The organism is Halalkalibacter kiskunsagensis (assembly GCF_037027555.1).
In the GTDB taxonomy this organism is placed as follows: domain Bacteria; phylum Bacillota; class Bacilli; order Bacillales; family Bacillaceae_D; genus Halalkalibacter; species Halalkalibacter kiskunsagensis.
Genome location: NZ_JAXBLX010000062.1, coordinates 1 through 24,066, shown reverse-complemented (window position 1 = coordinate 24,066; position 24,066 = coordinate 1). Strand labels below are relative to the sequence as shown.

The 24,066-nt window shown below is 36.0% G+C and carries 21 protein-coding genes and 4 pseudogenes; 20 read left to right on the top strand and 5 right to left on the bottom strand.

All coding sequences use genetic code 11. The annotated features are described in order from the left end of the window. Nucleotides 1–390 precede the first annotated feature (390 nt). From SLH51_RS22415 to SLH51_RS22350, 14 genes and pseudogenes are all read left to right on the top strand, one after another. On the top strand, nt 391–738 hold the full coding sequence (locus tag SLH51_RS22415; RefSeq protein WP_335963775.1) for a DUF4260 domain-containing protein: 348 nt from the start codon (nt 391–393) through the stop codon (nt 736–738). A 214-nt stretch (nt 739–952) separates the two neighbouring features. Then, nucleotides 953–1,633, top strand: a complete 681-nt coding sequence (locus SLH51_RS22410; RefSeq protein ID WP_335963774.1) for a hypothetical protein — start codon at nt 953–955, stop codon at nt 1,631–1,633. Between the two features lie 236 nt (nt 1,634–1,869). Beyond that, nucleotides 1,870–2,652, top strand: a complete 783-nt coding sequence (locus SLH51_RS22405) for a class I SAM-dependent methyltransferase (protein ID WP_335963773.1) — start codon at nt 1,870–1,872, stop codon at nt 2,650–2,652. Nucleotides 2,653–2,810: 158 nt separating this feature from the next. Continuing rightward, nucleotides 2,811–3,362: a GNAT family N-acetyltransferase gene (locus SLH51_RS22400; protein WP_335963772.1), complete on the top strand. Its 552-nt coding sequence runs from the start codon at nt 2,811–2,813 to the stop codon at nt 3,360–3,362. A gap of 198 nt (nt 3,363–3,560) precedes the next feature. After that, nucleotides 3,561–4,054, top strand: a pseudogene (locus SLH51_RS22395) (recombinase family protein); the annotation flags it as partial. A gap of 191 nt (nt 4,055–4,245) precedes the next feature. Then, a pseudogene (locus SLH51_RS22390) lies at nt 4,246–4,995 on the top strand (aminoglycoside phosphotransferase family protein); the annotation flags it as partial. A 168-nt stretch (nt 4,996–5,163) separates the two neighbouring features. After that, nucleotides 5,164–6,006, top strand: coding sequence for a protein kinase family protein (locus SLH51_RS22385; RefSeq protein WP_335963776.1), 843 nt, complete (start codon nt 5,164–5,166; stop codon nt 6,004–6,006). 179 nt (nt 6,007–6,185) lie between these two features. Beyond that, entirely contained in the window at nt 6,186–6,563 is a 378-nt protein-coding gene (locus SLH51_RS22380) for an ACT domain-containing protein (RefSeq protein WP_335963771.1), read from the top strand. A 165-nt stretch (nt 6,564–6,728) separates the two neighbouring features. Then, complete coding sequence (locus tag SLH51_RS22375) at nt 6,729–6,923, top strand: hypothetical protein (RefSeq protein WP_335963770.1); 195 nt, start codon at nt 6,729–6,731, stop codon at nt 6,921–6,923. A 534-nt stretch (nt 6,924–7,457) separates the two neighbouring features. After that, the gene (locus SLH51_RS24590) at nt 7,458–7,700 is read left to right on the top strand and encodes a heterocycloanthracin/sonorensin family bacteriocin (protein ID WP_418770534.1); all 243 of its coding nucleotides are present in this window, start codon (nt 7,458–7,460) and stop codon (nt 7,698–7,700) included. Nucleotides 7,701–7,853: 153 nt separating this feature from the next. After that, nucleotides 7,854–9,815 (top strand): putative thiazole-containing bacteriocin maturation protein, encoded by a 1,962-nt coding sequence (locus SLH51_RS22365; protein WP_335963768.1) that lies wholly within the window; start codon nt 7,854–7,856, stop codon nt 9,813–9,815. Continuing rightward, nucleotides 9,815–11,755, top strand: a complete 1,941-nt coding sequence (locus SLH51_RS22360; RefSeq protein WP_335963767.1) for a TOMM precursor leader peptide-binding protein — start codon at nt 9,815–9,817, stop codon at nt 11,753–11,755. Before SLH51_RS22365 ends, SLH51_RS22360 begins: the two co-directional genes overlap by 1 nt. Nucleotides 11,756–11,779: 24 nt before the next feature. Further along, entirely contained in the window at nt 11,780–13,363 is a 1,584-nt protein-coding gene (locus SLH51_RS22355) for a SagB family peptide dehydrogenase (protein WP_335963766.1), read from the top strand. A gap of 201 nt (nt 13,364–13,564) precedes the next feature. After that, nucleotides 13,565–14,125, top strand: coding sequence for a hypothetical protein (locus SLH51_RS22350; protein ID WP_335963765.1), 561 nt, complete (start codon nt 13,565–13,567; stop codon nt 14,123–14,125). Between the two features lie 272 nt (nt 14,126–14,397). Here SLH51_RS22350 and SLH51_RS22345 read toward each other — a convergent pair. Further along, a pseudogene (locus SLH51_RS22345) lies at nt 14,398–15,805 on the bottom strand (PQQ-dependent sugar dehydrogenase). A gap of 402 nt (nt 15,806–16,207) precedes the next feature. On the opposite strand from SLH51_RS22345, the gene SLH51_RS22340 reads away from it, so the two are divergent. Then, nucleotides 16,208–16,996: a DUF2935 domain-containing protein gene (locus SLH51_RS22340; protein WP_335963764.1), complete on the top strand. Its 789-nt coding sequence runs from the start codon at nt 16,208–16,210 to the stop codon at nt 16,994–16,996. A 271-nt stretch (nt 16,997–17,267) separates the two neighbouring features. Here the strand turns inward: SLH51_RS22340 and SLH51_RS22335 are convergent, their stop codons facing one another. Further along, complete coding sequence (locus SLH51_RS22335; protein WP_335963763.1) at nt 17,268–17,702, bottom strand: Rrf2 family transcriptional regulator; 435 nt, start codon at nt 17,700–17,702, stop codon at nt 17,268–17,270. A gap of 202 nt (nt 17,703–17,904) precedes the next feature. Here SLH51_RS22335 and SLH51_RS22330 point away from each other — a divergent pair, with 202 nt between their 5' ends. Both SLH51_RS22330 and SLH51_RS22325 read left to right on the top strand, forming a co-directional pair. Next, nucleotides 17,905–18,777 (top strand): SDR family oxidoreductase, encoded by an 873-nt coding sequence (locus tag SLH51_RS22330; protein ID WP_335963762.1) that lies wholly within the window; start codon nt 17,905–17,907, stop codon nt 18,775–18,777. Between the two features lie 421 nt (nt 18,778–19,198). Further along, nucleotides 19,199–20,071: an AraC family transcriptional regulator gene (locus tag SLH51_RS22325; protein WP_335963761.1), complete on the top strand. Its 873-nt coding sequence runs from the start codon at nt 19,199–19,201 to the stop codon at nt 20,069–20,071. A 306-nt stretch (nt 20,072–20,377) separates the two neighbouring features. Here SLH51_RS22325 and SLH51_RS24585 read toward each other — a convergent pair whose 3' ends face one another. Then, nucleotides 20,378–20,701: a CBO0543 family protein gene (locus SLH51_RS24585; RefSeq protein WP_390183803.1), complete on the bottom strand. Its 324-nt coding sequence runs from the start codon at nt 20,699–20,701 to the stop codon at nt 20,378–20,380. 159 nt (nt 20,702–20,860) lie between these two features. Further along, nucleotides 20,861–21,502 carry a glycosyltransferase gene (locus SLH51_RS22320; protein ID WP_335963760.1) on the bottom strand — a complete coding sequence of 214 codons (642 nt, stop codon included), beginning with the start codon at nt 21,500–21,502 and terminating at the stop codon, nt 20,861–20,863. Between the two features lie 245 nt (nt 21,503–21,747). Between SLH51_RS22320 and SLH51_RS22315 the strand changes: the two genes are divergently transcribed. Next, nucleotides 21,748–22,125, top strand: coding sequence for a YmaF family protein (locus SLH51_RS22315; protein WP_335963758.1), 378 nt, complete (start codon nt 21,748–21,750; stop codon nt 22,123–22,125). A gap of 68 nt (nt 22,126–22,193) precedes the next feature. Here the strand turns inward: SLH51_RS22315 and SLH51_RS22310 are convergent. Then, nucleotides 22,194–22,526: pseudogene (locus tag SLH51_RS22310) on the bottom strand (DUF421 domain-containing protein); the annotation flags it as partial. A gap of 231 nt (nt 22,527–22,757) precedes the next feature. Between SLH51_RS22310 and SLH51_RS22305 the strand changes: the two are divergent. Together SLH51_RS22305 and SLH51_RS24580 are read left to right on the top strand one after the other, a co-directional pair. After that, complete coding sequence (locus SLH51_RS22305; RefSeq protein WP_335963757.1) at nt 22,758–23,471, top strand: DUF421 domain-containing protein; 714 nt, start codon at nt 22,758–22,760, stop codon at nt 23,469–23,471. Between the two features lie 357 nt (nt 23,472–23,828). After that, on the top strand, nt 23,829–24,011 hold the full coding sequence (locus SLH51_RS24580; RefSeq protein ID WP_390183801.1) for a methyltransferase: 183 nt from the start codon (nt 23,829–23,831) through the stop codon (nt 24,009–24,011). Nucleotides 24,012–24,066 lie beyond the last annotated feature (55 nt).

Here is a 24,066-nt window from a genome sequence, read left to right as displayed (position 1 = left end):
AATGGAGTTACTTCTGCGTTACTTAAAAGAAATGGATTACAAGTAATATCAGAAGAACAAATTGTAGAAAATGACTTTTAGTTATTCCACTAAGACCCTGATCAATCTGTAAAAAAAAGAGGAGAGCGTTAATTAATAAGTCTATGGATTAGTATTGACTGGATTAAGGTCAGTATCAGTATTGCCACTTCCTAACCATTTTCATTCCCTGTGGTGCAGCGCCGATTTTGCGCTGCATGGATGGCTAACGGGCGCAATTCTTTAAGAAGAATTACGCCTGTTTTATTTAAAGACTATCAAATAAAAGGTAGGAGGAAGGGAGTTTTATAAGATGAAACAAAGGTTATTTTTTTCCGTATAACAGTTATAAAAATGAAGGAGGTTTATGTATTGAGCAAACAATTATTACATATTGAAGGGTTGGTTGTGTTTATTACTTCTCTATATTTCTATAATCAAATAGGAGTTAGTTGGTGGGTGTTTTTCCTTTTTTTATTAGTGCCAGATCTGTCTATGCTTGGCTATATAGTTAATAATAAAATTGGGTCAAAAATTTATAATATTTTTCACACATATATACTACCGTTATTTTTGATCATTTTTAGTATGATTCTAGAACAAAATTTAATGCTGGCATTAAGTATCACTTGGGTAGCACATATTGGTATGGATCGAACTATAGGCTACGGATTAAAGTATTCAAGTGATTTCAAAAATACTCATCTACAGAAAGTATAGCTACCTTCATGCAAAATCCTTTTTTATTCAATGAGTATGTGTGTAATCAATTTTTATTTATTCAATTAAAGGGCGCATTTCTGGAATAAGAATTGTGCTCTTTCTTCATGAAAAGTGCCATTTAATGTAATAAGAGGAAAGGTCTCTTTCTCAATTTTAATAGACATTTGGATTCACATACTGATAGAATAATCAGAAATATATTAGAGGTGGAATGGAATTGAGAAAAAGATTAGGATGCTTACACGCCCATTATTCGAATATAGAATACATAGAAAATGCACTTTCTCCATTTAACATTGAATTAATACATTTTGTTGACCCAGCATTAATGTATCGAGTTACATTAGATGAAAATTACCAAGAATCAGATGCTCAAAATAAAGCTAAAGAGCAAATAGAATGGATTGCTCAATGTAATGTTGATGCTATCCTTATTACTTGCACAAACTATATTGCAATTTTTCAGGAAGACCAACTCTCAATATCAGTGCCAATTATTAAAATCGATGAACCATTCTTTGAATTCATCTGCGATATACAGCAACCTCAGACAATTCTTTTTACAAATCCTGCAACTGTTGAAGGTACAGTGGAACGTCTTAAACATTATGCTAATAACCATCAAAAATTTTTAGATATAGAGATTATTGTTATAAATAATACTTTTGAATTGATAATGCAAGGACTAAAAGAAGAATACAATCAAGAAATTTCCAAGTTCTTAAATCAAATCATTAAAGATGAAAAGAAAGTTATCTCCGTTGCTCAATTATCTATGGTTGATGCATCTCAGCAAGTTGAGTATAAAACATCTAAGACTATTATTAACCCATTGAGTACATTAGTATCTTCCATTGTTACTCAATTAGAATTAGAGAAGAAAAATCAATGATAAACTGATGTATCCTTATTCAATTAAAGGGCGCTTTTCTGAAATAAGGAAAGCGTCTTTCTTCATGAAAAGGCCATTTTCTTGAATATCACTCAATAAGGAAATTGGATATTTATGTTAAGCTATACTGAGAGGATTGTGAAGTAATGTACTTAACGGGAGTTTAGTTTAACAAGAAACAGAAAATAAATGGTAAAATTAACCTAAAGGGAACTGGAAAATGGAGGGTTTTAGCGATGACAACTTTATACGATAATATTGGTTTAGCTTATGATATTACTCGTAAAGCTGACCCTGAAATTACAAGACGTTCACGAAATCATTTACAAGTATCCAATGGAAGCCAAATACTTGATATTGCTTGTGGAACGGGTAATTATACGGTTGCTTTAGAAAATACGGGTTTACTTATGACTGGAAGCGATATTTCTAAAGAAATGATTAAGAAAGCAAGAGGGAAATCAAAGACAATAAATTGGGGAGTAGCAGATGTAAACAAACTCCCATATGAGAGTAACACCTTTGAAGGAGTAACCTGTACATTAGCAATTCATCATTTTGATGACCTTTTGACACCATTTCAAGAAGTTTTTAGAGTGCTTGATAAAGGTAGATTTGTCATTTTTACTTCATCCCCTGAACAGATGAATAATTATTGGCTTAAAGAATATTTTCCAAAAGCCATTGAAGTCTCCGCCAATCAAATGCCGAATGTAGTAGAAGTCAGCGATAAATTAAAAAGAGCTGGATTTAATATCATTGGTCATGAAACGTTCTTAATACAACCTAATTTAGAGGATTTTTTCCTTTATAGTGGTAAGTATGAACCTAAAATGTATTTAGATGAAAAGGTACGCTCAGGAATTTCTACTTTCGCAAATTTAGCTTCAAATGAAGAAGTTGAAGAAGGTTGTAGTAAACTAAAAGAGGATATTGAAACTAAAAGAATAGAAGAAGTTTTAAATAAATATAGTAGCGATTTAGGTGATTATGTGTATGTAATTGCTGAGAAGAAATAGTAAAATCTTCTTCAATTAATGATTGCTAGACTTCAATAAGTGTGAGCTAGCTTCAACAGCCTTTGATCTTCAACAATCGGGCGCCATCCTAGAATAAGTTTTTTGGGAAAAGAACAAAGAATTTATTAATAATAATTGTATTTCAATGGGTGACTAAAATGAATACAAAAAAATTAACAAGTACAAGGGTCTATTTACGGGAAATTAACGAAAAGGATTGGGTCGATGTACATGAATACGCCTCCCAAGAAAAAGTTTGTAAATATCAGCCGTGGGGTCCAAATACCGAGGAAGACTCTAAAGTATTTGTAGAAGAAGTTCTCATTCATGCTTCACAAAACCCAAGAACACGATTTGTATTTTCCATAGTTAATAAAGAAAATCAAAGAATGATTGGGGTTGGAGAGTTTAACATTAGAGATTTCAATAATAGAACCGGAGAGATTGCATACATTGTAAATCCAAACTATTGGGGAAATGGTTTTGGGACAGAGGTAGCTAGACTATTAGTTGAATTCGGTTTTAGTGAATTCAAACTTCATCGCATATATGCTACTTGTGACCCTAGAAATATCGGGTCATCAAGGGTATTAGAAAAAATCGGTATGACCAAGGAAGGAAGAATTCGTGAAGACTTGTTAATTAAAGAAGGTTGGCGCGACTCTTTATTATATAGTGTACTTGAACAGGAGTGGAGTAATAAAATTTGATTTTTATAATTTCAGAATCGGACGTTTTTAATAAGGGGGTTTTTGATATGTTTATTATTACGAATCCTAAAGTTGCTGGATTTGTACCTAAATGGTCTCAATTTAAAGGATTTTCTATTTCAGCCTTTGATCTTCAACAATCGGGCACATTTATGTAATAAGCAGAGACGCTTTTTTTAGAGGGGGTGGGGGTGTCAACGTCCTGTTTTTCAAGAAGCATTGGCTTTTGTTCGAGAAGAAGATAGTTTTATAGTGGAAGCAATCGACCGATTAGGTAGGAACTATGATGAAGTGATTAAGACGGTCAATTATTTAAAGGACAAAAATGTAAAACTACTTATTACAAGTTTACCTATCATGGCTGAGCAATTGGGAATCCTTTATTAGATAGATTCATAAAAGACTTGATTGTTCAAATCTTGGCCATGATTTCTGAGCAAGAGCGAACAGAATCTAAAAGAAGACAAGCCCAAGGAATTTAGCTTGCAATAAAAAATGGAGTTTATAAGGGAAGACCTAAGTTGTATTCAGCAACGGCCAAAAATCCTCAAAAATGAGTCATCTATCAGCAAGTCGTTGAAAAACTAAAAGTCGGAACTTCGATTACAGCAATTGCGAAAGAATATGCTATTACAAGACAAACTGTTTATCGCATAAAAAAGAGCTTGAGAATTAACTCAAGCTTCTTTTAGTGGTAGAACCAGAAACTAGCGACTGAGGGGATGCGTAACCACAAAATAAGCAATAGGACAGCAAGTTTACGCAATACAATATGAAACATTAAAATCGAGCTATTGAGCAGAAATGAATAAGATTTTGCTAAATCATACAGTAGTTAAGTTGTGAATGGTGCCGTTATAAATACCACGTGTGCGTAATATTGATGAATTTTTCATTTGAAAAAAAGGGAGGTAAAATCATGTTCGATATCAAAAACTACGCAACATTTGAAAAAATTAAACCAATATATAAAGGCTGGTCGAGCGACAAAAAATATTATATTGAAACCGTGACGAACGAAAAGATGCTGCTTCGGATAGCCGATATTTCAGAGTATGACAAGAAGAAATGCGAATTTAAAATAATGAAACGGTTAGCCGAATGCGGTATACCGATGTCGCTTCCTGTAGATTTTGGGATTTGCAACAACGGTAAAAGTATGTATTCGCTATTTGTATGGTGCGACGGTGAAGATGCTGAAATTGCATTACTGAAAATGACTCGAGCCGAGCAATATTCACTCGGTGTGAAAGCGGGGCGAATATTGAGGGAAATCCACACTATTCCTGCAACAAATGAGAAAGAAGAATGGGAAACACGTTTTAACCGTAAAGCAGACAGCAAAATCAAAAACTGGAATAACTGTGGCATAAAAATAGATTATGCCGATAAATTCATTTTTTATATTGAGGCGAATCGACACCTCCTTGACGGCAGGCCGCAATGCTTTCAGCACGGCGATTATCATGTGGGAAATATGATTATTTCGCCGGAAGGAGAGCTGAGCATCATCGATTTCAACCGCAGTGACTATGGTGACCCGTGGGAAGAGTTTAACCGCATTGTGTGGAGTGCTACTGTCAGTCCGCACTTTGCCACAGGGCAGCTTAACGGTTATTTTAACGGCAGACCGTCTGGAGAGTTTTTCGCACTTTTGGCTTTTTATATAAGCAGCAATACACTGTCTTCAATATCTTGGGCAATCCCTTTCGGAGAAGATGAAGTTACCGTTATGAAAAATCAGGCAAAAAATGTTCTAACTTGGTTTGACAACATGAATAATCCTGTACCGATTTGGTATTTGGAAGATTTTTGTATTCAGTACATAAATAATATTCCATACAAACTAAAATCGCCCTTTGATTTCTCTTTCATTAAGCAATATGGTGAGGTTTTCAAGATTTATGACGATCAAGATTCGGGCAATATTTGCTTTGGCGTAAAGAACGCTGATAAGAAATACTTTATAAAATTTGCCGGCGCACCGACAGAGCAATACTCCGGCAAACCCGAAGATGCTATCGCAAGGCTGAAATCGGCCGTTCCAATTTATCAGGATTTAGCGCACCCTAATTTGATAAGATTTATTAAAGCGGAGGAAGTAGAAAAAGGGTTTGCCACCATATTTGAATGGACAGACGCCGAGTGTATGGGCAAAATGTATCCGATGTCCAGAGAAAAGTTCTTGCAAATGCCGGACAGCAAAAGAATTGAAGTATTTAACGACATACTGGCCTTTCACATTCATGTCATCAAGCAAGGGTATGTTGCCATTGACTTTTATGACAGCAGCATTCTTTATGACTTTGGCACAAAAAAGACTCTTATTTGTGATATTGATCTCTATGAGAAAGTACCCTATATCAATACAATGGGCAGAATGTGGGGCTCCTCACGCTTTATGTCGCCTGAGGAATTTACACTTGGTGCAGACATAGATGAAATAACTAATGTGTATTTAATAGGAGCTACCGCGTTTGCTCTGTTTGGCGGGGAAAAAGACAGGTCAATCGAAAAATGGCGATTGAGCGACGAATTATACAAAGTGGCGTTAAAAGCGGTCGACGATAACAGAGACAAGCGTCAGCAGTCGCTTTCGGAGTTTGAATGCGAGTGGAATAGGGCGTGTCTTAATAAGCTTTAGAAAGATTCAACAATCGGGCGCTTTCCTGTAATAAGAATAGTGCTCATTTTTGATTTAAGGTCCAGATTGTGGAGTATAAATATTGCTTGTGAAATGTTACATTTAAACTAACGAAGCAAATTGGTTATAAATAATAATGTTATTATGTAATATACAACTTTAATTAAGGGTGGATTAACATGAATTTAGTTATACTGGACACGATATTCTCTGTTGTGAAATTGCCACCAACAGAAGAAATACCATCTTGGGCGGGCAGAGGCGAATTCATTTCAATGACACGTACTAACGAAGAACTTTCTATTGTATGTCCAACATCTGATGTTCCCAATAACCTTCTAAAGGACGTGGAGCATGATTGGAAATGTATAAAAATAGAGGGGGTATTGGATTTTGGGTTAACAGGAATATTATCTTCTTTAGCTAATCCATTGGCGGAAAACAACATAAGTATTTTTGCTATTTCTACTTTTAATACGGACTACTTGTTGATTAAAGTGCATTCCATAGAAAAAGCAAAATCAGTATTGGAGGATGCAGGCCATACATTTATTTAGTGTAATAAGTTACTCAACAAACGGGCGCTTTTCTGAAATAAGGAAAGCGTCTTTCTTCATGAAAAGGGCCATATACTTGAATAACGAATAACGATAACTAATTTCTTAAAGTAAAGGGGTCTGAACTTGGTATTATTGAAGTATCTTTTATGGTGGGTATCTGATTTGTATTACAGTAAGGAAGAGTTAGAACGGTTGAGAAAAGATGGTGAAGAAAAGGCAAAAGAAATGGAGTTAGATAATATTGGTAAGGAGTATAAATCTAACGAGATACAAGTAGATTGGTTAAATAAATCTGCTAAAACTTTAATTTGTAAGCGTTGCGGATATATTCATTGGTTTAGTGGTGAAGTAACTTAAATCAAAAAAAGTTAATCCTCTTGAGTTGAGCAATGCTTCCCTAATTGAAATCTTAGATCCACTCATTAATCAGGTGATCTAATTAAGCATTAATTTTTGATTAATTGGGGACGGAAATAATGAATTTAAGTGGAATTCTCATGATTTCTTATGGAATTGCATTTGGATGCATTTGCGGTTTCTATTACAAGTTGTACGGTTTTAATCCTTTTTCACGCATTAATACCTTTAGTTGGATGGGGCTTTGGTAGTCGGTTTAGTTTCTATATTTTTTTATTAAGAGTATATCGATTCATGCAAGAATTAAAACGAATATTCATCGAAAATAAATTTCCACATAGCCGAATAGACGGTACCTTCAATGAGATTTGGGCACTTACATCAGTAACAATCACCTAAAAGGAATCATATTTTGTTGAAGAGAGTACGCGGAATGTCTGATGGTTTAAATGCCCAAAACTGATTAATAACTTCCTTGAACTCTCCTGTCAGGTGTCGGATTAACCTGAAAATTAAATACAAAGGAGAAGAAAAATGCATAATTATCAAAATCAATTGCAAAACTTGGAAATGGATCAGTTCCAAGTTGGTGAGTTAATTCCTATGGATGCTAATAGTGAAAATGCACGCTTTGGTACGTTTGGGGGCGGAGGCTTCCATCGATGTGGCGGTTTTCGATGCTTCAGCTGTTTTTTTAATTGTTTTAACTGCTTTAACTGCTTTAACTGCTTTAACTGTTTTAGATGTCATAACTGTTTCCGTTGTTGGGGAAGTTAAACGTTTTTTTAAAAAATTTAGTTATTTAACGGAAAAAGTGTCCCTGCGTAATTTATCGCAGGGGCATTACCTTTTTTTCAGGATCATAATGGACAAATAAAACTACATAAAATGGTAGTGCCTAATTTGTATTGATTATTAAGGAGGAGCTTAATGACAAAACTTAACGCTTCCACACGTCTAAAGGTAAAAAAAGATACATTTTATATACCAGATCAAGAAGGTGGTGTGTATTTTAGAAATAACGAAAGCTCCTTCCGTCTCAAAGGAAGTACCATCTATCAGTGGATTGAAACACTGATGCCGATGTTCAATGGAGAGCAAACATTGGGAAAATTGACCGAGGGACTAACGGCTCCGTATAAGAAGAGAGTATATGAGATTGGAGATAAATTGTACCAGAATGGCTTTGTAAGAGATATAAGTCAGGATCGACCACACCAATTAAATCTTATGGTCCTTGAAAAATATTCTTCACAAATTGAATTCATTGAAAATTTTGTCGATTCTGGCGCGTACCACTTTCAAGAATACCGTCAGGCAAAAATTTTAGCTGTCGGAGCTGGTCCCATTCTAGTTTCATTGGTCAGTGCATTACTCGAATCGGGACTTCCTAAATTCAACTTTATGTTAACGCAATCAATGCCTACAAATCGGCCACGGATTCATGAACTGGTGCAGAATGCCAAAAAAGATGATTCCGAGGTAGAGGTAAAGGAGATCCCTTTTGAAAAAGAGGAGTATAAAAGTGCTTGGAAACAAGCGGTACAGCCTTACGATTGGGTTCTGTATGTTTCGCAGGATGGAAATGTAAATGAACTACGGAATCTTAACTTCGTTTGCAAAGAGGAAAGGAAGGTATTTCTACCTGCAATATGTTTAGAGCAAGTAGGGCTAGCGGGTCCAGTCGTTCATCAAGAATCAGATGGATGCTGGGAGTCTGCATGGCGCCGCCTTCATCAATCTGCCGTTCAAGATGATCATCAGCCTACCAATTTCTCATCAACTGCTGGATCGATTTTGGCAAATGTCCTTGTATTTGAATTTTTCAAGAAGGCTGTAGGAATTGCAGGTTCAACTGAAAGTAACCAATTTTACCTACTTAATCTTGAAACATTGGAGGGGAACTGGTTATCATACCTCACACACCCGTTGGTTACGTCTAGTATTTTAACGCCCAGGCTGATTGAAGACCTTGATGTAAGGATTAAACATGAAGTGAACAGAAATACTTCACCTAGTAACCTATTGGAATATTTTAATCGATTAACTTCCGAAGAGGTAGGAATTTTTCATTCATGGGAGGAACGAAATTTGCCACAGCTTCCTCTGGCTCAGTGTTATGTTCAAGCAGTTAACCCGATAAGTTACGGCCCAGCAGCACTTCTTTCAGAAGTTGTTTGTGCTGGTTTTACACATGAGGAGGCAAAAAGACATGCCGGGCTGACTGGCATTGAAATGTATGTTTCACAATTGTTCGATCCAAATGTTAAGGGATTTAAAAATCAAAATGATCAGATTGACTCGATTATACCAGAAGATTTTATGGGCATCGGTGCAGGGCAAACAATAGAAGAGGCTATATGTCGAGGACTGCAAAAATATTTAGATGAAAAGTTGAGAGAAAGAAAGGTTGATCTACCCAATTTGCTCTTTGAACTGCAGCTAGAATCAATAGAAGATCAGCAATGCAGATACTATTTAGATGCGTTGACTACCTTAAATGGCCCACCGAGCATCGATTTAAGAGAGGATATTCTGGGCTTCCCTGTCATACGTATAAGGTCGAATGGTCGATGGTACAATAGGGTAGGTTTAAATATAACGTTTGCATTACGACATGCGTTAGAACAAGCACTTTTAAATACTCCAAACCAGGTCAATTCACTGGTAAGGCATGAAATGGTGCCAGCCGACTTTGTTGGTAAAAAGAAATCCCAACTCAAAATTCCTTCTTGTGATGGAATGACTCAATTAGAGGTATTACAATCTTCCATTCAGGTCTTAAAACAATACAGAAAACGTTTAGTTATTTATGACCTATCGTTCGAACCTTTTTTAAAGCATGAACTAGCAGGGGTGTTTGGTGTACAGGTTCGAGAGGAGGAATGCTAATGGCAGCCCTAATTCTAATGAATGGAAGAGGTTTATTAGCGGATTTTGTCTATCATCAATTATCTGGAAACTATCTTATAAAGCGTCAAAGTATAGTAGAAGTCGTTCCAGATGAAACAGAATTAGCTCTGGTACTCCACGATTCCTGGCATCCATCTGTTCATCAAAAAGCGGAAGAAAGATTCAGGGAGGCAGGTATTCCATGGCTTCGAGGTTTCATTTCGTTTGGAGAGGGAATCATTGGTCCATTCGTACGCCCGGATACATCAGGATGTTCTTGTTGTGCTGATATGCGGCGTATTATAGCGGGACCTGATCGTCAAGAAATGTGGGAGTTTCAAAGGAGATTGCCAGCAGAAGAAGGTATACATCAAGATGCTTGGGCATCACGAATTGGGCTGTCGCAAATGGCAAATTTGATCAGCAATGCTGTGCGAAGGATTCTTCAAGGAGAATCCAGCAACTTAGAAGAAAAAATGTCAATTACGAACATGAAAACGTTATCGAACTCACTGCACATTTTCTTGCCTAACCCATCGTGTCCGATGTGCAGTTCATTACCTAATGATACATCAGAATTAGCTCAGATTCGTTTAGAATCCAGTCCTAAAATCAATGATAGCGGTTATCGCAGTCGGTCGATGGATGAATTAAAAACAGTGTTAGTCAAAGATTATCTCGATTATCGTACTGGGCTTATGAATGGAAAAATGCAGGATGTCAGGCTTCCTTTTGCTGATGTTTTAGTGAACATGCCGCTGTTTGGAGGAGACGAGGGAGTAGCAGGGAGATCTAATTCTTATGAAACGAGTGAGCTGACTGCCCTATTGGAAGGTTTGGAACGATATTGTGGAATCGAACCTCGAGGAAAAAGGACAGTCGTTCATGATAGTTATCATCATTTAAAAGATAGTGCACTAAATCCTACATGTGTTGGTGTACATGAAACGGATCAATATAAAAATCCTGATTTTCCGTTTAAACCTTTTAAGCCTGATCAGCCAATGAGTTGGGTCTGGGGTTACTCGTTACTAGAAGAACGTCCTATTCTAGTTCCAGAGTTACTCGCCTACTATAGTTTGAGCTGTGGGGATGGCTTTGTATATGAAACATCAAACGGATGCGCCATAGGAGGGACATTAGTAGAAGCCATTTTCCATGCGATTATGGAGGTTGTCGAGCGAGATTCGTTCTTGTTAACCTGGTATGCAAGGCTCCCCCTTCCGCGGCTTGATCTTCGTTCAGCTAACGATATAGAATTACAGCTGATGGTCGACCGTATTACTGAAGTTACCGGTTATGACCTTTATTTTTACAATTCAACAATGGAACATGAGATTCCAAGTGTTTGGGCAGTTGCAAAAAACAAAAGATCCAGGGGCGTAAACATTATTTGTGCAGCAGGTGCTAACCCTGATCCTGTTAGGGCTGTAAAAAGCTCGATTTACGAGCTGGCAGGAATGATGTTTAGGGATGATGAAAAGTTGGAGAAAAACCGACAGAAATATAAAAAGATGCTTAAAGATCCGTTTGCAGTACGTACGATGGAGGACCATGGTATGCTATATGGTCTCAAAGAAGCAGAAGAACGACTGAATTTTTTATTAGATGATCACCGTCCTTTACGTACGTTTGCTGAGGAATTTAAGGAGCCGCCGGCCAATACTGATTTAAAAGATGATCTTCAGGATATCCTTCAGAGGTTCCGCCGTTTAAACCTAGATGTTATAGTGGTTGACCAAACAACAACTATAACTGAACGGAATGGATTATATTGTGTAAAGGTATTAATTCCAGGTATGTTACCAATGACATTTGGGCATCACCTCACCCGTGTGAAAGGGTTGGAGAGGGTACTCAAGGTACCTATGCAACTAGGATACGAGAAGAAACCGTTATTGTATGAACAGCTTAATCCATTTCCCCATCCATTCCCGTAATGGAAGAGTAGGAGGGTAAACGATTTGGAGCTAGAAACTTTTCTACATCAACTGCATTTTGAAACGGATAAAATCTTCCCCCCAGATTGGGAGGTAGATTGGGAGGATGCGCCACTTCCCTATAAATTGTACCGCGGGTTACCAAGGATCCCTCTCTCTGCAGAAGTACCTTTAGCACTCAAGAAGAAAGAAGATGATCAAAACCCTAGTCTTGTAGAGGTTGGTCATTTTTTATGGTACGTATACGGACTTACTCAATACTCTCAATCTATTTTAATTGACGAAGCCAAGGAAAAACATGCAAGATTTACTCAGTCTTTACGGAGATTTGTTCCCTCTGGGGGGGCGTTGTATCCTAACGAATTATATGTGTATTTAAAACTGGATAATGCTCCCGAAGGAATTTACCATTATGATGTAGCGCATCATAGTCTTATTTTGTTACGAGAAGGAAATTACGATTTCTACTTAGGGAGAAGTCTTGAAAACGGTCTTCCTATTTCGGATTGTTTTTGCATCGCTTTTGTCTCGACCGTTTTTTGGAAAAATTTTTATAAATACAATAATTTTTCCTACAGACTCCAAGGCTTAGATGCAGGTGTGTTAATTGGGCAATCATTAGAAGTAGCCAAGCGAATGGGGTTCTCTACACGGGTATGTTATCAATTTCTTGATCGGTCTATTAATCATTTGCTTGGGTTATCCGGACAGGAGGAAAGTGTATATGCAGTTATCCCATTAAGTATGAAACCATCAATTACTTGTGTTGACAACGTTCAAAAAAGGGAAGAAATACTTTCAGCATCTGAATTGTGTCGGGAAGTTCCAGTATTGAATCATATTTCCTATAATCGTTCAAAGAGAGTCATTGATTATCCAATGCTTAGAAAACTTAATGAAGTATCGATGATTGAAACAAAGAATTCATTTGTGAAAGTAAAGAAAAATAATTGTGAGAAACTTACCTTAGATAGGGAGATGGTCTTGCTGCCATTTTCAAAATGCTTATCGTTCGATCTCGCATCTGTTTGCAGGAAGCGGTATTCTCCTGATACCGATTTTACGTTAGGAAAAGTGAGCCAAACACAATTATCTTCTTTTTTAAAAGAGACATTTTCTTTCTCGTATCAAAATGACATCGACGATGCAGAGGGACAGCTTGAGACTCGTGTTTCTTTATATGGCAGTTTTTATAATGTAGAGGGAATTCGTAATGGTGCTTATTCTTATGATAGTGGCACTCATGCACTTCGGAGAATAAACAAGGGAGATTACCGGGAGTTTTTACAATACGGATTAACCATGCCCAATGTGAATTTGTATCAAATTCCACTCTGTATGCATGTGGTTGGAGACAAAAGTCACCTAAAAGAAATATTCGGGTATAGAGGATACCGTATTCAACAGATGGAAGCGGGCATTCTCGTGCAACGACTGCTCTTGGTGTCGTGTGCTTTAGGAATGGGGGGGCATCCATTGTTAGGATTCGATGCAAACCAATGTGATGAACTTTACAGGATCGCTTCGAAAGGAAAAACCAGCTTGATCCAAGTTCCCGTCGGACCATACCGTTCACGCGCCTGGTTAAGAGGGAGTTTACTTAGCTAGGTAAAGCAAGAGTAACGCACATTGAAAATAGGAAAATGCCTCCTTTAGTATTATCGATTAAGTTTTAGAGAGGTTTTTTATAAAGCTTATTTTCAATAAAAAGGATGTTGATGTTTGGATTAGTAATAATAGTTCCACCTCTAATAAATGGTAAATATAATGTACGGAAAACATATAAACCATTTAGAATGAGGTGAAAAAGTGTATTTTTTCAAACCTATTTCTGATGAGGTTCGTTTATCTCAAATAATATTCAATAAACATAAAAAAACGATGAAGCTCATATTAGGGTCTATTTTTGCTTGTATTGCTGCCATTCTACAGGCTGCTGGTGGCTTTATACCAGGTATGGGATATATTATAAGTCCGCTTGCCACTGCACCTATTCTGTTATGTTCCATTTTATTCATTCCATTTGGAGTAAAGTCCTATTTTATGACAATTATGTTGTTATTGATCCTACAGCCAACTGAACTAATTGTATTTCCTTTTACAACAGGATTGTTAGGACTTGGTATAGGCGCATCTTTCTCCTTTTTTAGGAAGAGACTAAGTGTTATTGCAACAGGGACAATTCTTTTAATGTTAGGGATAATGAGTCTAATATTTATTTTTCACTTTCCAATTCTAGGTCCAGCCGTCTCTGATTCCTTTTCATTTCTTACAACTATATGGATCTTTTTATTTGCTTTCCTTTATAGCTGGTTATGGGTTGAAATTTCTTTAATCATTTTTAGAAGAATAAAAATGATTATAATTTAGTGATCCTATAAAATAGCCCAGTTTCAGGAAATTCACCCATTTTTTTCAGGTGATTAATAGATCCCCAAGTCGTTGAGGGCGCCTATATTAAGGTTTACAGAAATTATCTCGGAAACTTATGTAACAGTATTTTGGTGAAATCAAGGTGTTCAACTTTAATACCTGGAAAAAGTAACAACCAAGGGAGCTTGATTCCTCCCTTGGTTGTTAATTAGATTAAATTCAATCCATATAAGAAATGTATCAAGTAAGTAGAATTTTATAGTTATGATTCATGGAACTATTTCAAAAACAGTGCCTTGGTTAAGATCAGTCACATTCATAGAGCCATAAACCCCTAAATATAGTCTGGATTGACCCAGATTCGTTCCCAAACTAGCATAAAAGGCTGATTGAGACCCAAAATTATAATCGGTTTGAATCACACTAAAATCATTTTGTTTGCCATTTGGTCTCACTCTGGTATAAGCTAAAGCACCTCTAGCCTGAGGTTGAGAATCTTTCCCGGCAAAATCAGTAAACACAACACTTCCTGTTAAACCAGGGATTTGATTCCCTATATAAGGATGAATTCCTGTAAGTGCAGTTCCTCCAAACTTATCGGGTCGGGGATCTTGATGAAAATAACTAGTTAAAGGCTGAAGACGACTCCCTGAAAGTGCTACTGATTCATTGTAATAAGCAATTGTTTTCTCGTCAAAAGACGTATTATTAGTACAGCCTCTCATGATCGAAGTAGGAAAACAACCTTCCCACCCCCGCCAGCCAAAGTTAATAAATCCTTCTTGGTCAGGCTTAGAATACATGAAAGAAGCTTGAATAAGCTGTGTAACCGGTATGGGTTTATAATGAACAAATGAAAAAATCGACTCGACCAAATCCTGTCCGACATTTCCAGCATATTTAATATACTGATTATTAAACCTTTGAAATGAAATGCCTGGTATATTGCGAACTCCTTTAGCAATTACTGTAAGCGTTTCCTGAATAGATACGGGAAGTTCATTAAAACGTGTAACTACGGGTGGATTATTAATAAATGAATTCTTAACTACATCAATTTCAATTATTTTACCGGCGATTTCCATATCATCCTGGCTTATATTAAATGGGTCATAGCTTGATCCGCCATCTCCGGTTGTTAAAACAAGTTTTCCTGTTTCAGGTGAAAAGTTTAAGCTATTGACGCCATTATGATTAAAAAATGGTCTTCTTAAATTAAGTAAGGTCCGCCGTTTTTGAGGTTGACCATTCGATTGTAAAATCCATTCTTCAACTGTATCAATATGATCGAATTGAATTTCTCTATTAATCCATTTTAAGTTTAAGGTTGTGGGATCACACGGGTTAGGGTTAAAAGATTCAGGAAGAGCACCTGGCCCTTGTGTTCCAGCTACTGAATAATGAAGATAAAACAGACCGTTATAATAAAATTCGGGATGAAACGCTAGCCCTAGCAATCCCCGTTCATCATATCCGCCACCAGAAGCACCTAGTTTGATAACTTGTGGGCGAATATCTAAAAAAGTCCTTATATCTCCATTTCCTATGTAATAAATCTCTCCTACCTGGGATAAATAATCTTTCAATTGAGTCACCTGGAAGTATAGTTGTTTTCAGAACAGTGGGTAAATTTATCTTACTTACAATGGGCCGTAAACTAACCTTAACTTTTTTCAATTAACTTACACCCCTTCTTATTGTTTTCTTTTATAAGAATATGATTAGAAATGTTTAATAAGTACCAGGGACAGAGGTGGGACAGAAAGCAAAGAGGAAGCTGGGAAACAGTCCGAAAGAGAAGATGAAGATGAATTCGGACAGAAAGCAAAAAAGAAGCCTGGAAACAGTCCGAAAGCGGGATGAATTCGGACAGAAAGCAAAGAAGAAGTCTGGAAACAGTCCGAAAGCGGGATGAATTCGGACAGGAAGCAAAGAGGAAGACGAGAAACAGTCCGAAAGCGGGATGAATTCTATCAACTGGGACGATGAACCTGTCCCTCTGTCCCTGGAGTAAATAACGAATAATACAAAGTATCACACGTATATATAGAAAGGCAGGGGTCAATAAGGAGGGATAGTATGGCAAATCCGATAGTTGAGAGGTCATTAGACGAAATCCAATTTTGGTCTAGGATTATGAAAGAACATGCCTTATTTTTAAGTTTGGGTTTTACTCATGAACAGACACAACTTATCGAGGAAGCTCAACAGTTTATTTCATTGTTCGAACGTATAGAAGAAAGGTTAGCTAGATTTAGTGTTGATTCAGATTTACGTCAAGTTCAAGCCTTTAATAGTGAGGTTTACCAAGCTGCAGCAGCAATATGGGGCTACAAACGAAAAGTTTTAGGCTTAACTTTAAGTTGCCAAATCCGTCATAACAATTTCCCTTTGTTAGTTGATCATATTAGTAGAGAGGCAGCATATTTTGCTAATCGTTTAAAAGAACTGAATGAAGGGAAGCTTGCCCCAGAACCAGATACGGTGATAGAAGAAAATGTATTTTTCTTAAAAATTATGGCAGACCATGCAAAGTTTATTGGGCATCTTTTAGATCCTTCGGAAAGAAAATTGGTTGAACAGGCAAGAGAATTTAGCCATGATTTCGACCAATTGATGTTCCAAGCGGTTGATTTAGACTCCATGCGTCCTCAATCAGAAACTAAACCTATTTTAAGTCAATTTTTAAATCAAAATAAAGTATCGGTTGCTTCCTTAAGGGATTTCAAGAAAACAGCTAGAGAGTTAATTGAAGCATGTCGGATCAAAAGTAATATTCATCCTCTTTTGGCAGACCATACATTTAGAGAAGCTGAGAGATTTTTAGAAATAATAGATTTATTTGAAGCAAGTTTGAGAAGAACATGATTTTCAGCTAACTGAGTGCAGTGACTGAACAAGGAGTTGTCGATGCGGCAGCTCTTATTTTGTTAAAGAGGCAGTAATGTTGAAGAAAAATACAATTTCGTATTAGACCAATACTGCGCAACAAACAAAGTCAGATTGTGGAATAACCTAAAGAGTTTTAAATTGAATATTTATGTAAAATATAATTAACCTTGTGAAATATTGTACTTAAGTAAAGGATCAGATTAGTTGAGGAATAAAGAGAAAAGACATTCCTTTGGAATGCCTTTTTTTAACGGATATTTTCTTTAGTAGCAATATCCTCCACAACATCTTTTAAAGTAACATTTCTTAAAACTTTCTCCATTGCCAATTGTGCTGCTGTGAATAATGGTTCAATTGTATTCTGGATGTTCCTACCTACGGGGCAATCAGGATGTGGACTTTCATGTATGCTAAACAATTCCTTCTCCTGTACAACATTCACAGCCTTATAAACGTCGAACAGTGTAATATTGGAGAATTCCTTTGCGAGTCTAGCCCCTGCAATACCAGGATTTACCTCTATCAAACCAGCTTTTTTTAGCATTCCCATTAGTTTTCTTATTACGGCTGGGTTCGTGTTAACACTTGAAGCTAAAAATTCAGAAGATGTTACTCCATCTTTATTTAATTCAATTAGAGTTAATATATGAATTCCGACAGCGAATCGGCTGCTGATGGACATATTAAGTCACCACCTCTATTAACTATTCCGTTATTTAATTTTATTTCTTCACCATGTAATTAAATTGATTACAAGCTTATTATACCAAATGACGTATAAAATAATAAATAGCATTTAATGTGTTGACAAATCGGTTACATGTAATTAGAATGATTACATGTAATTGGTGTTGTTACAGATGAACGAGTGGGAGGAATACAAAATGAAAATATTAGTTACAGGAGCAACAGGGAAATTAGGTTCAAAGGTTGTTGACTCATTATTGAAATCTATACCTGAAAGTGAACTGGCAGTGAGCGTTCGAAACCCAGAGAAAGCAGAAGGACTTCGTGCTCGTGGAGTGGAAGTTCGTCAAGGAGATTTTGATCGCCCAGAAACATTAGCTAATGCTTTTAAAGGGATTGACCGCTTATTAATTATTTCTGCCGATGGTGACAATGAAACAAGAATTCATCAACATACTAATGCTGTCCAAGCAGCTGAGCGTGCAGGGGTAAAATTTATTGCTTACACAAGTTTAGCAAATGCAATAGATAGCAAAAATTTAATGGCTCCTCCTCATGTTGCGACAGAAGCAGCCATCATTAAGACGGGTATCCCATATTCTTTCTTGCGTAATAATTGGTATTTGGAAAACGAAATCGGAAGTATACAAGGTGCTATGGGAGGAGCTCCATGGGTAACTTCTGCTGGAAAAGGTAAAGTAGGTTGGGCACTGCAACATGATTATGCAGATGCAGCGGCAGCGGTTCTTGTTGGAAACGGTCACGAAAATACAGTTTATGAACTTTCTGGTCCTCTTTTAACTCAAGAAGAATTGGCATCTGCTCTTGGTAATGTGTTGGGTAAAGAAATACCTGTACAACAAGTTAGTGACGAAAAATATGCAGAGATCATGAAAGGGTTAGGTTTACCTGATTTTGTGATTCCGATTGTAGTAGGTATTCAAGAAAGCATTCGAAACGGTTCACTAGAAGTTAAAAGCAATGATTTTGAGAAAGTTCTTGGTCGTCCAGTTACTCCAATTAACGAAGCTCTTAACCAACTCGTTAATGCAATTTCACAAACTAAATAAAATGAACTGAAAGAGCCGACATTAAGTCGGTTATTTTTCAAATTTTAAAAATCACGGAAATAAGATTGATAAAAAAATATACCAACATTAAATTGAAGAAAAAAGATAGAAGCAAAGGTATCCCATTGCTGCACAACGATACTGGTAAAGTATTAACCATCTAAGAGACGATTATATTCAAAGTAATCGTCTTTTCGTATTTGACGCATAATGTGCAGTAAATATCTTCGTTTTTTGGGGTTATATTGTAAAAGTATGTACTTTGCTAACTAAGCAGTTTTGTTACATAGGACTGACCGTTTCTTATTAACGAATTAAGCAGTATAACGAAATAAAAAATTAATCCTACAAAATGGTGCACAAAATGTCGGATGACTAGAGTAAACTCCTGTTATTCTATTGATGAAAGGAGGTCATATTAATGGATTTGCTTAAGAACATGAATACTGCAATGAAGTATATCGAGGAAAACCTTACTAACGAAATAGACTTCAAGGTGGTGGCAAGTTTAGCTCATTGTTCCGAATATCATTTTAAAAGAATGTTTTCTTTTCTTGCAGGAATTACGTTATCAGAATATATACGCCGTAGACGACTTAGTTTGGCAGCATTTGAGCTTCAAAAGAGTTACGTAAAAGTAATCGATGTTGCGATGAAATATGGATACAATTCACCGGACTCCTTTACTAGAGCTTTTCTCAATTTACATGGTGTCACACCATCAGAAGCAAGAAATAATGGTCAGCAATTAAAAGCATATCCACTCATGACCTTCCAATTATCAATTAGAGGAGGAAATGAAATGAACTACCGAATCGAACAAAAAGGAGCATTTAACATCGTTGGTATCATGAAACGAGTTCCAATTGTTTTTGAAGGAGAAAATTCGGAAATAGTAGCGATGTGGCAATCCTTGAATATGGAAAAAATAGACCAATTACAAAAACTCTCTAATGTTGAACCAAAAGGAATGATTCAAGCATCTACAAACTTTTCAGAAGGACGTATGGAAGAAAAAGGAGAGTTGGACCAGTATATAGGAGTAGCGACAACACGAGAGAACCCTGGAAACTTTTCAAAACTTGAAGTTCCTGCCTTAACATGGGCGATATTTGAATCAACAGGACCATTTCCTAACACACTCCAGGAAACTTGGGGAAGAATTTATTCTGAGTGGATCCCATCCTCTAACTATCAAGTAACAGAAGGACCTGAAATCTTGTCGATTAAAAGTAAAGATTTAGCTTCACCTTCAGTAAAATGTGAAATTTGGATTTCAATTTTGAAAGAATAAAATAATATTTGAAATATATCTCTGAGCTGTTGCGGCAGCTCATTTTTATTTCTATTCTTAAAAACGGGATTATTGTGAATTAATACACTTAAACAAACGGATTGCGTTAGCTCAACAAGAACTGTAATTTATTGCATGATCTTTTACTGCGAGTACAACGATACTGGTAGTATATTAAACATCTAGAGAAGATCACTTTTAGGATGGTCGTCTTTCTTATTTGACAATTACTATGCAACAGTGCAAACCTCGAAACGAAAAAGCAAAGTCCAAAGACTTCGCTTAAGATAAAGCATGTTTTTTAACTTATTTATCTAATGGGGACGAAGACGTCGAGGAATTTGGTTTAATTTCATTTATAAAAAACCACTTAAAGTAAAGTCGAGAAATAAAAATTGAGATTCCCATAGTTATCGTACTCCAATACCATTTCCAACAAATATATTTAATTGTCTTTGTATATTTAACTGCAATAAATTCTAATCCAGTTAATAGAGACAAATAAAAGAAATAATAAAGGAATTTAATAAAAAATTTATTTTTCTTAGGATAGTAAAGGTTAAAAAATACAGTAATCACGGGAAAAGCGAAGTATTCAAATGTGAAACTCGACTTATTAGATTTTAAAATCTAACGGAGAGATTAAGTAAAAAAAAGGAAACAGTAATAGTCGTTTCCTGTTTTTATTAATATTAATATTTTCCTAAAACAAATGAATAAACGTGGGAAACTACATGCCCTAAAGGAATTTTTCAATAAGCTCCAGCAGAGTGCTGGAGCTTATTGAGATTATTTATTAAACTTCTCAGGAAATTGATTTACAATCCTCGCAGAGATAGCATCTGACATTAGGATTATATGGGAAACCCCTTCATCGATTGCAACAATTCTTGCCCCCCAATCTTTTACTAAGCTTGCTGATAAGTCATTTGCCACCAACTCCAAATGCATAAACAGCAATTTTTTTAGATCTTCATTTTTTAAGTGAGGGTTTGCGCTACTAAGGAAAGCGGCTATTTCCTCAGCATTTTTATACCATTCTTTGTTTAGCTGATTCACCAAGGCTTCATTTCCGCTTTTAGCCGCATCTACAATCTTTCCTGCAATAACGATATGCTCTTTAAGCAAATCTGTAAGTTTGTTCCCAGCTTCCTCTCCGTATATGGGCTTTACAGCATTACCAATATCCTCCTGATTTTTCAGCAACCTTGACAACACCTGTTTTTGATCTTCTGCTCCTGCTGTTGTTGCGCTTGTAATATAATTACTTGTCCACAATACATGATCAATCCAAAGTCTCCTGAATTCATTTTCGAACTTTACCTCTGATTGGCTAATGCATTGTTCCTGGTTTTTTGCGTAAGTACTTATTGACCCAGTAAACATGATTAGCGGAATTAATAAAATCAGTCCCATTAACAATTTTTTCATAGAACCTGCTCCTTTAATTTAATTAATATCCTTTTTATTATTTATATATGGAATTTTTTCATACTTCAAAAAATCAGGTTATGAAAATCGAATAGCTTTTCAAAAACAACTTCTTTGTTAGGCTTTAAAAGGTTTCATTTTTTGTCATCTGTACAATAATCTTTCTCTAGGTAGGTACACAAACCCACTCTTTTTCTAATTTTTGCTCATAAGATACCAGAGCAAATCGAAAGGGTGATTTATTAATGATTAATGTTCCAGTAACAGGATTTATGTATGATATTGATGAGGATGGTACTGAACATTCGCATAATCTCTATATAACAACTTGGGATGGTCAACCTGTTCATACCCATGAATTCAAAGGAGTAACATCATTTGATGTAGGACATGATCATCGTTATGCAGGAGTTACAGAACCAGCTCCTAGTGGAATACAGCATACACATCGTTATTTTACATTTACTACTGTTGACGATAGGCATAAACATGTTATTCGTGGGGTAACAGGCCCAGCAATATTTCTCCTAGGTGGAGGGCATTATCATGAATTTAGTGGAGTAACTTCTGTTGATGGAGCAATTCCACATAGACATGAGTATAGTGGTCGAACTAGTTTATAGACTAATATTTCACTGAAAATTAAAAGGTCTGCATTTGATGTAGACTTTTTATTACATAAGGTATTTTATCAGTACTGATAAGTAAGAATTGTAAAGGAATCCTCGCTATCTTTCATGTATGCATAGAAGATATCATTAATATTTTCAATCCTCTTTTGTTCTAACATGTTTTCTAGCCATTGTTCATCTTTGTTAATAAGGGCCATATTTCGTTTTTGAATCCTGCCTTCAATAATAAGAGCAAGTGGTAAACCAGATTATTCGACTTTAATATTGCAATGTTCAAGAGTTAAAGGCTGTAATTCTTTCCTCGGAATAACACTTATTTTTCCATTTGGTTCTAATATGGCATATTCAATATCTTTAATATCAGGATAGCCAAATGCTCGAACGGTTGATAAAAGTTCTGCTAAAGATTAGCGAATTTGTTTTAAATTCTTTTGAACAATCTTGCCATGCTTTATTAGAATGGTGGGTTCACCAATAATTAAATGAGTTAGAAATCCACACAAGCTCAATCTAGAAATAATGATATACAATAAGCCATATTCAAAAGTGGATACTTTTAGGAAGTTTGTTTAAAAATAAGTTTTAATTGCATATTTTGAAAAATTTACTAAGGGGGCAGTTTCATGTTACAGACAATTGAAATCATATTGCGATGTATTTTAGCATTTGTAATGCTTATATCTATTGCTCATTTACTTGGAAAGCAAACCATTTCTCAAATGACATACCATGATTTTATTGCCACCATTATGTTAGGAGCAATTGCTGGGAATTTAACTTTTAACGTAACAATTAGTATAAAATATATTATTGTTGCTTTAATATCTTTTGTAGGGTTACTTTTTCTTTCTACTTTACTTTCATTAAAAAATAGAAATATTCGAGCATTACTTTCTGGAGAACCGACAGTTATTATTCAAAACGGGAAAATACTTGAGGAAAATCTTAAGAAGTTAAAATTTACAATGGATTCTCTAAATCAGGCATTGAGAGAAAAGGATGTTTTTGATATTGATGAAGTAGAGTATGCAGTCATGGAAACAGATGGGCATATTTCAGTATTAAAGAAGCTGCCGCATCGGAATACAACCAAAAAGGATATGGGGATTTTTAGTACGAACAAATCCTTTTTCCCTTTAGAACTGATTATGGATGGACAAATTATAGAAAAAAATTTCAAGCAAAATCATTTTACGAAAGGATGGTTAGATGCGGAAATATCACAACGAGGGTTAAGATTAGAGGATGTTTCCTATTGTGTGCGCGGTACAAATAATCAGTTATATTTTGACTTGTTTAAAGATAACATTCATTCACCGATTGATTTAGAATCTTAATCTAAAGCTAGATTATTTAAATAGGATGGACTAGATAAGTTTTAATTACTATCTAGTCCTTTTGTCAATAAAATTCCCAACTCGCCCATAAGTGGTAAGGCTGATAAATAGGTCTTAACGGCTGACTTCCGTAATCGGTTTTAAAGTGGATTTGTTTGTCAAACAAATCAAAAAGAGTGGTACCACGTAGGTAAAGCCTGTCGTCTCTTATGAGATTATAGGCTTTTTTATTTTTAACATTTATAAAGGGGGGAGAAAAAAATGGCAACAACAAACTGGCAAAGACAAGATGTTACACAACATTATTTGGAATAAACTCGAGGAGGAATTCCTTTCGGAGCTGAACAAGCTGAAACTATGCTTCAAGTAATCAACCATTTCACCTCTAATCCGATAAGAATTATGGACTTGGGCTGTGGAAATAGATTTTTAGCTGAAATTTTGCTTAAAACTTACCCAAATACTTCTGCAATATTATTAGACCGCTCAATTAAGACAGTTAATTCTTGTACGAACGAGCAGTTGTGCGGCCGAGCCTAGGTCGTATCATATAGCGGGTGGGATTCCCGTCGAGCAAGAACTAGCCACTCACTCG

What these genes read in the sequence shown, in the direction of transcription:
- SLH51_RS22410 (WP_335963774.1), top strand. Translation starts at nt 953, where the DNA reads ATGGAATTGAGAAAAAGATTAGGATGCTTACACGCCCATTATTCGAAT.
- SLH51_RS22405 (WP_335963773.1), top strand. Translation starts at nt 1,870, where the DNA reads ATGACAACTTTATACGATAATATTGGTTTAGCTTATGATATTACTCGT.
- SLH51_RS22400 (WP_335963772.1), top strand. Translation starts at nt 2,811, where the DNA reads ATGAATACAAAAAAATTAACAAGTACAAGGGTCTATTTACGGGAAATT.
- SLH51_RS22380 (WP_335963771.1), top strand. Translation starts at nt 6,186, where the DNA reads ATGAATTTAGTTATACTGGACACGATATTCTCTGTTGTGAAATTGCCA.
- SLH51_RS24590 (WP_418770534.1), top strand. Translation starts at nt 7,458, where the DNA reads ATGCATAATTATCAAAATCAATTGCAAAACTTGGAAATGGATCAGTTC.
- SLH51_RS22365 (WP_335963768.1), top strand. Translation starts at nt 7,854, where the DNA reads ATGACAAAACTTAACGCTTCCACACGTCTAAAGGTAAAAAAAGATACA.
- SLH51_RS22360 (WP_335963767.1), top strand. Translation starts at nt 9,815, where the DNA reads ATGGCAGCCCTAATTCTAATGAATGGAAGAGGTTTATTAGCGGATTTT.
- SLH51_RS22340 (WP_335963764.1), top strand. Translation starts at nt 16,208, where the DNA reads ATGGCAAATCCGATAGTTGAGAGGTCATTAGACGAAATCCAATTTTGG.
- SLH51_RS22335 (WP_335963763.1), bottom strand. Translation starts at nt 17,702, where the DNA reads ATGTCCATCAGCAGCCGATTCGCTGTCGGAATTCATATATTAACTCTA.
- SLH51_RS22330 (WP_335963762.1), top strand. Translation starts at nt 17,905, where the DNA reads ATGAAAATATTAGTTACAGGAGCAACAGGGAAATTAGGTTCAAAGGTT.
- SLH51_RS22325 (WP_335963761.1), top strand. Translation starts at nt 19,199, where the DNA reads ATGGATTTGCTTAAGAACATGAATACTGCAATGAAGTATATCGAGGAA.
- SLH51_RS22320 (WP_335963760.1), bottom strand. Translation starts at nt 21,502, where the DNA reads ATGAAAAAATTGTTAATGGGACTGATTTTATTAATTCCGCTAATCATG.
- SLH51_RS22315 (WP_335963758.1), top strand. Translation starts at nt 21,748, where the DNA reads ATGATTAATGTTCCAGTAACAGGATTTATGTATGATATTGATGAGGAT.
- SLH51_RS22305 (WP_335963757.1), top strand. Translation starts at nt 22,758, where the DNA reads ATGTTACAGACAATTGAAATCATATTGCGATGTATTTTAGCATTTGTA.
- SLH51_RS24580 (WP_390183801.1), top strand. Translation starts at nt 23,829, where the DNA reads ATGCTTCAAGTAATCAACCATTTCACCTCTAATCCGATAAGAATTATG.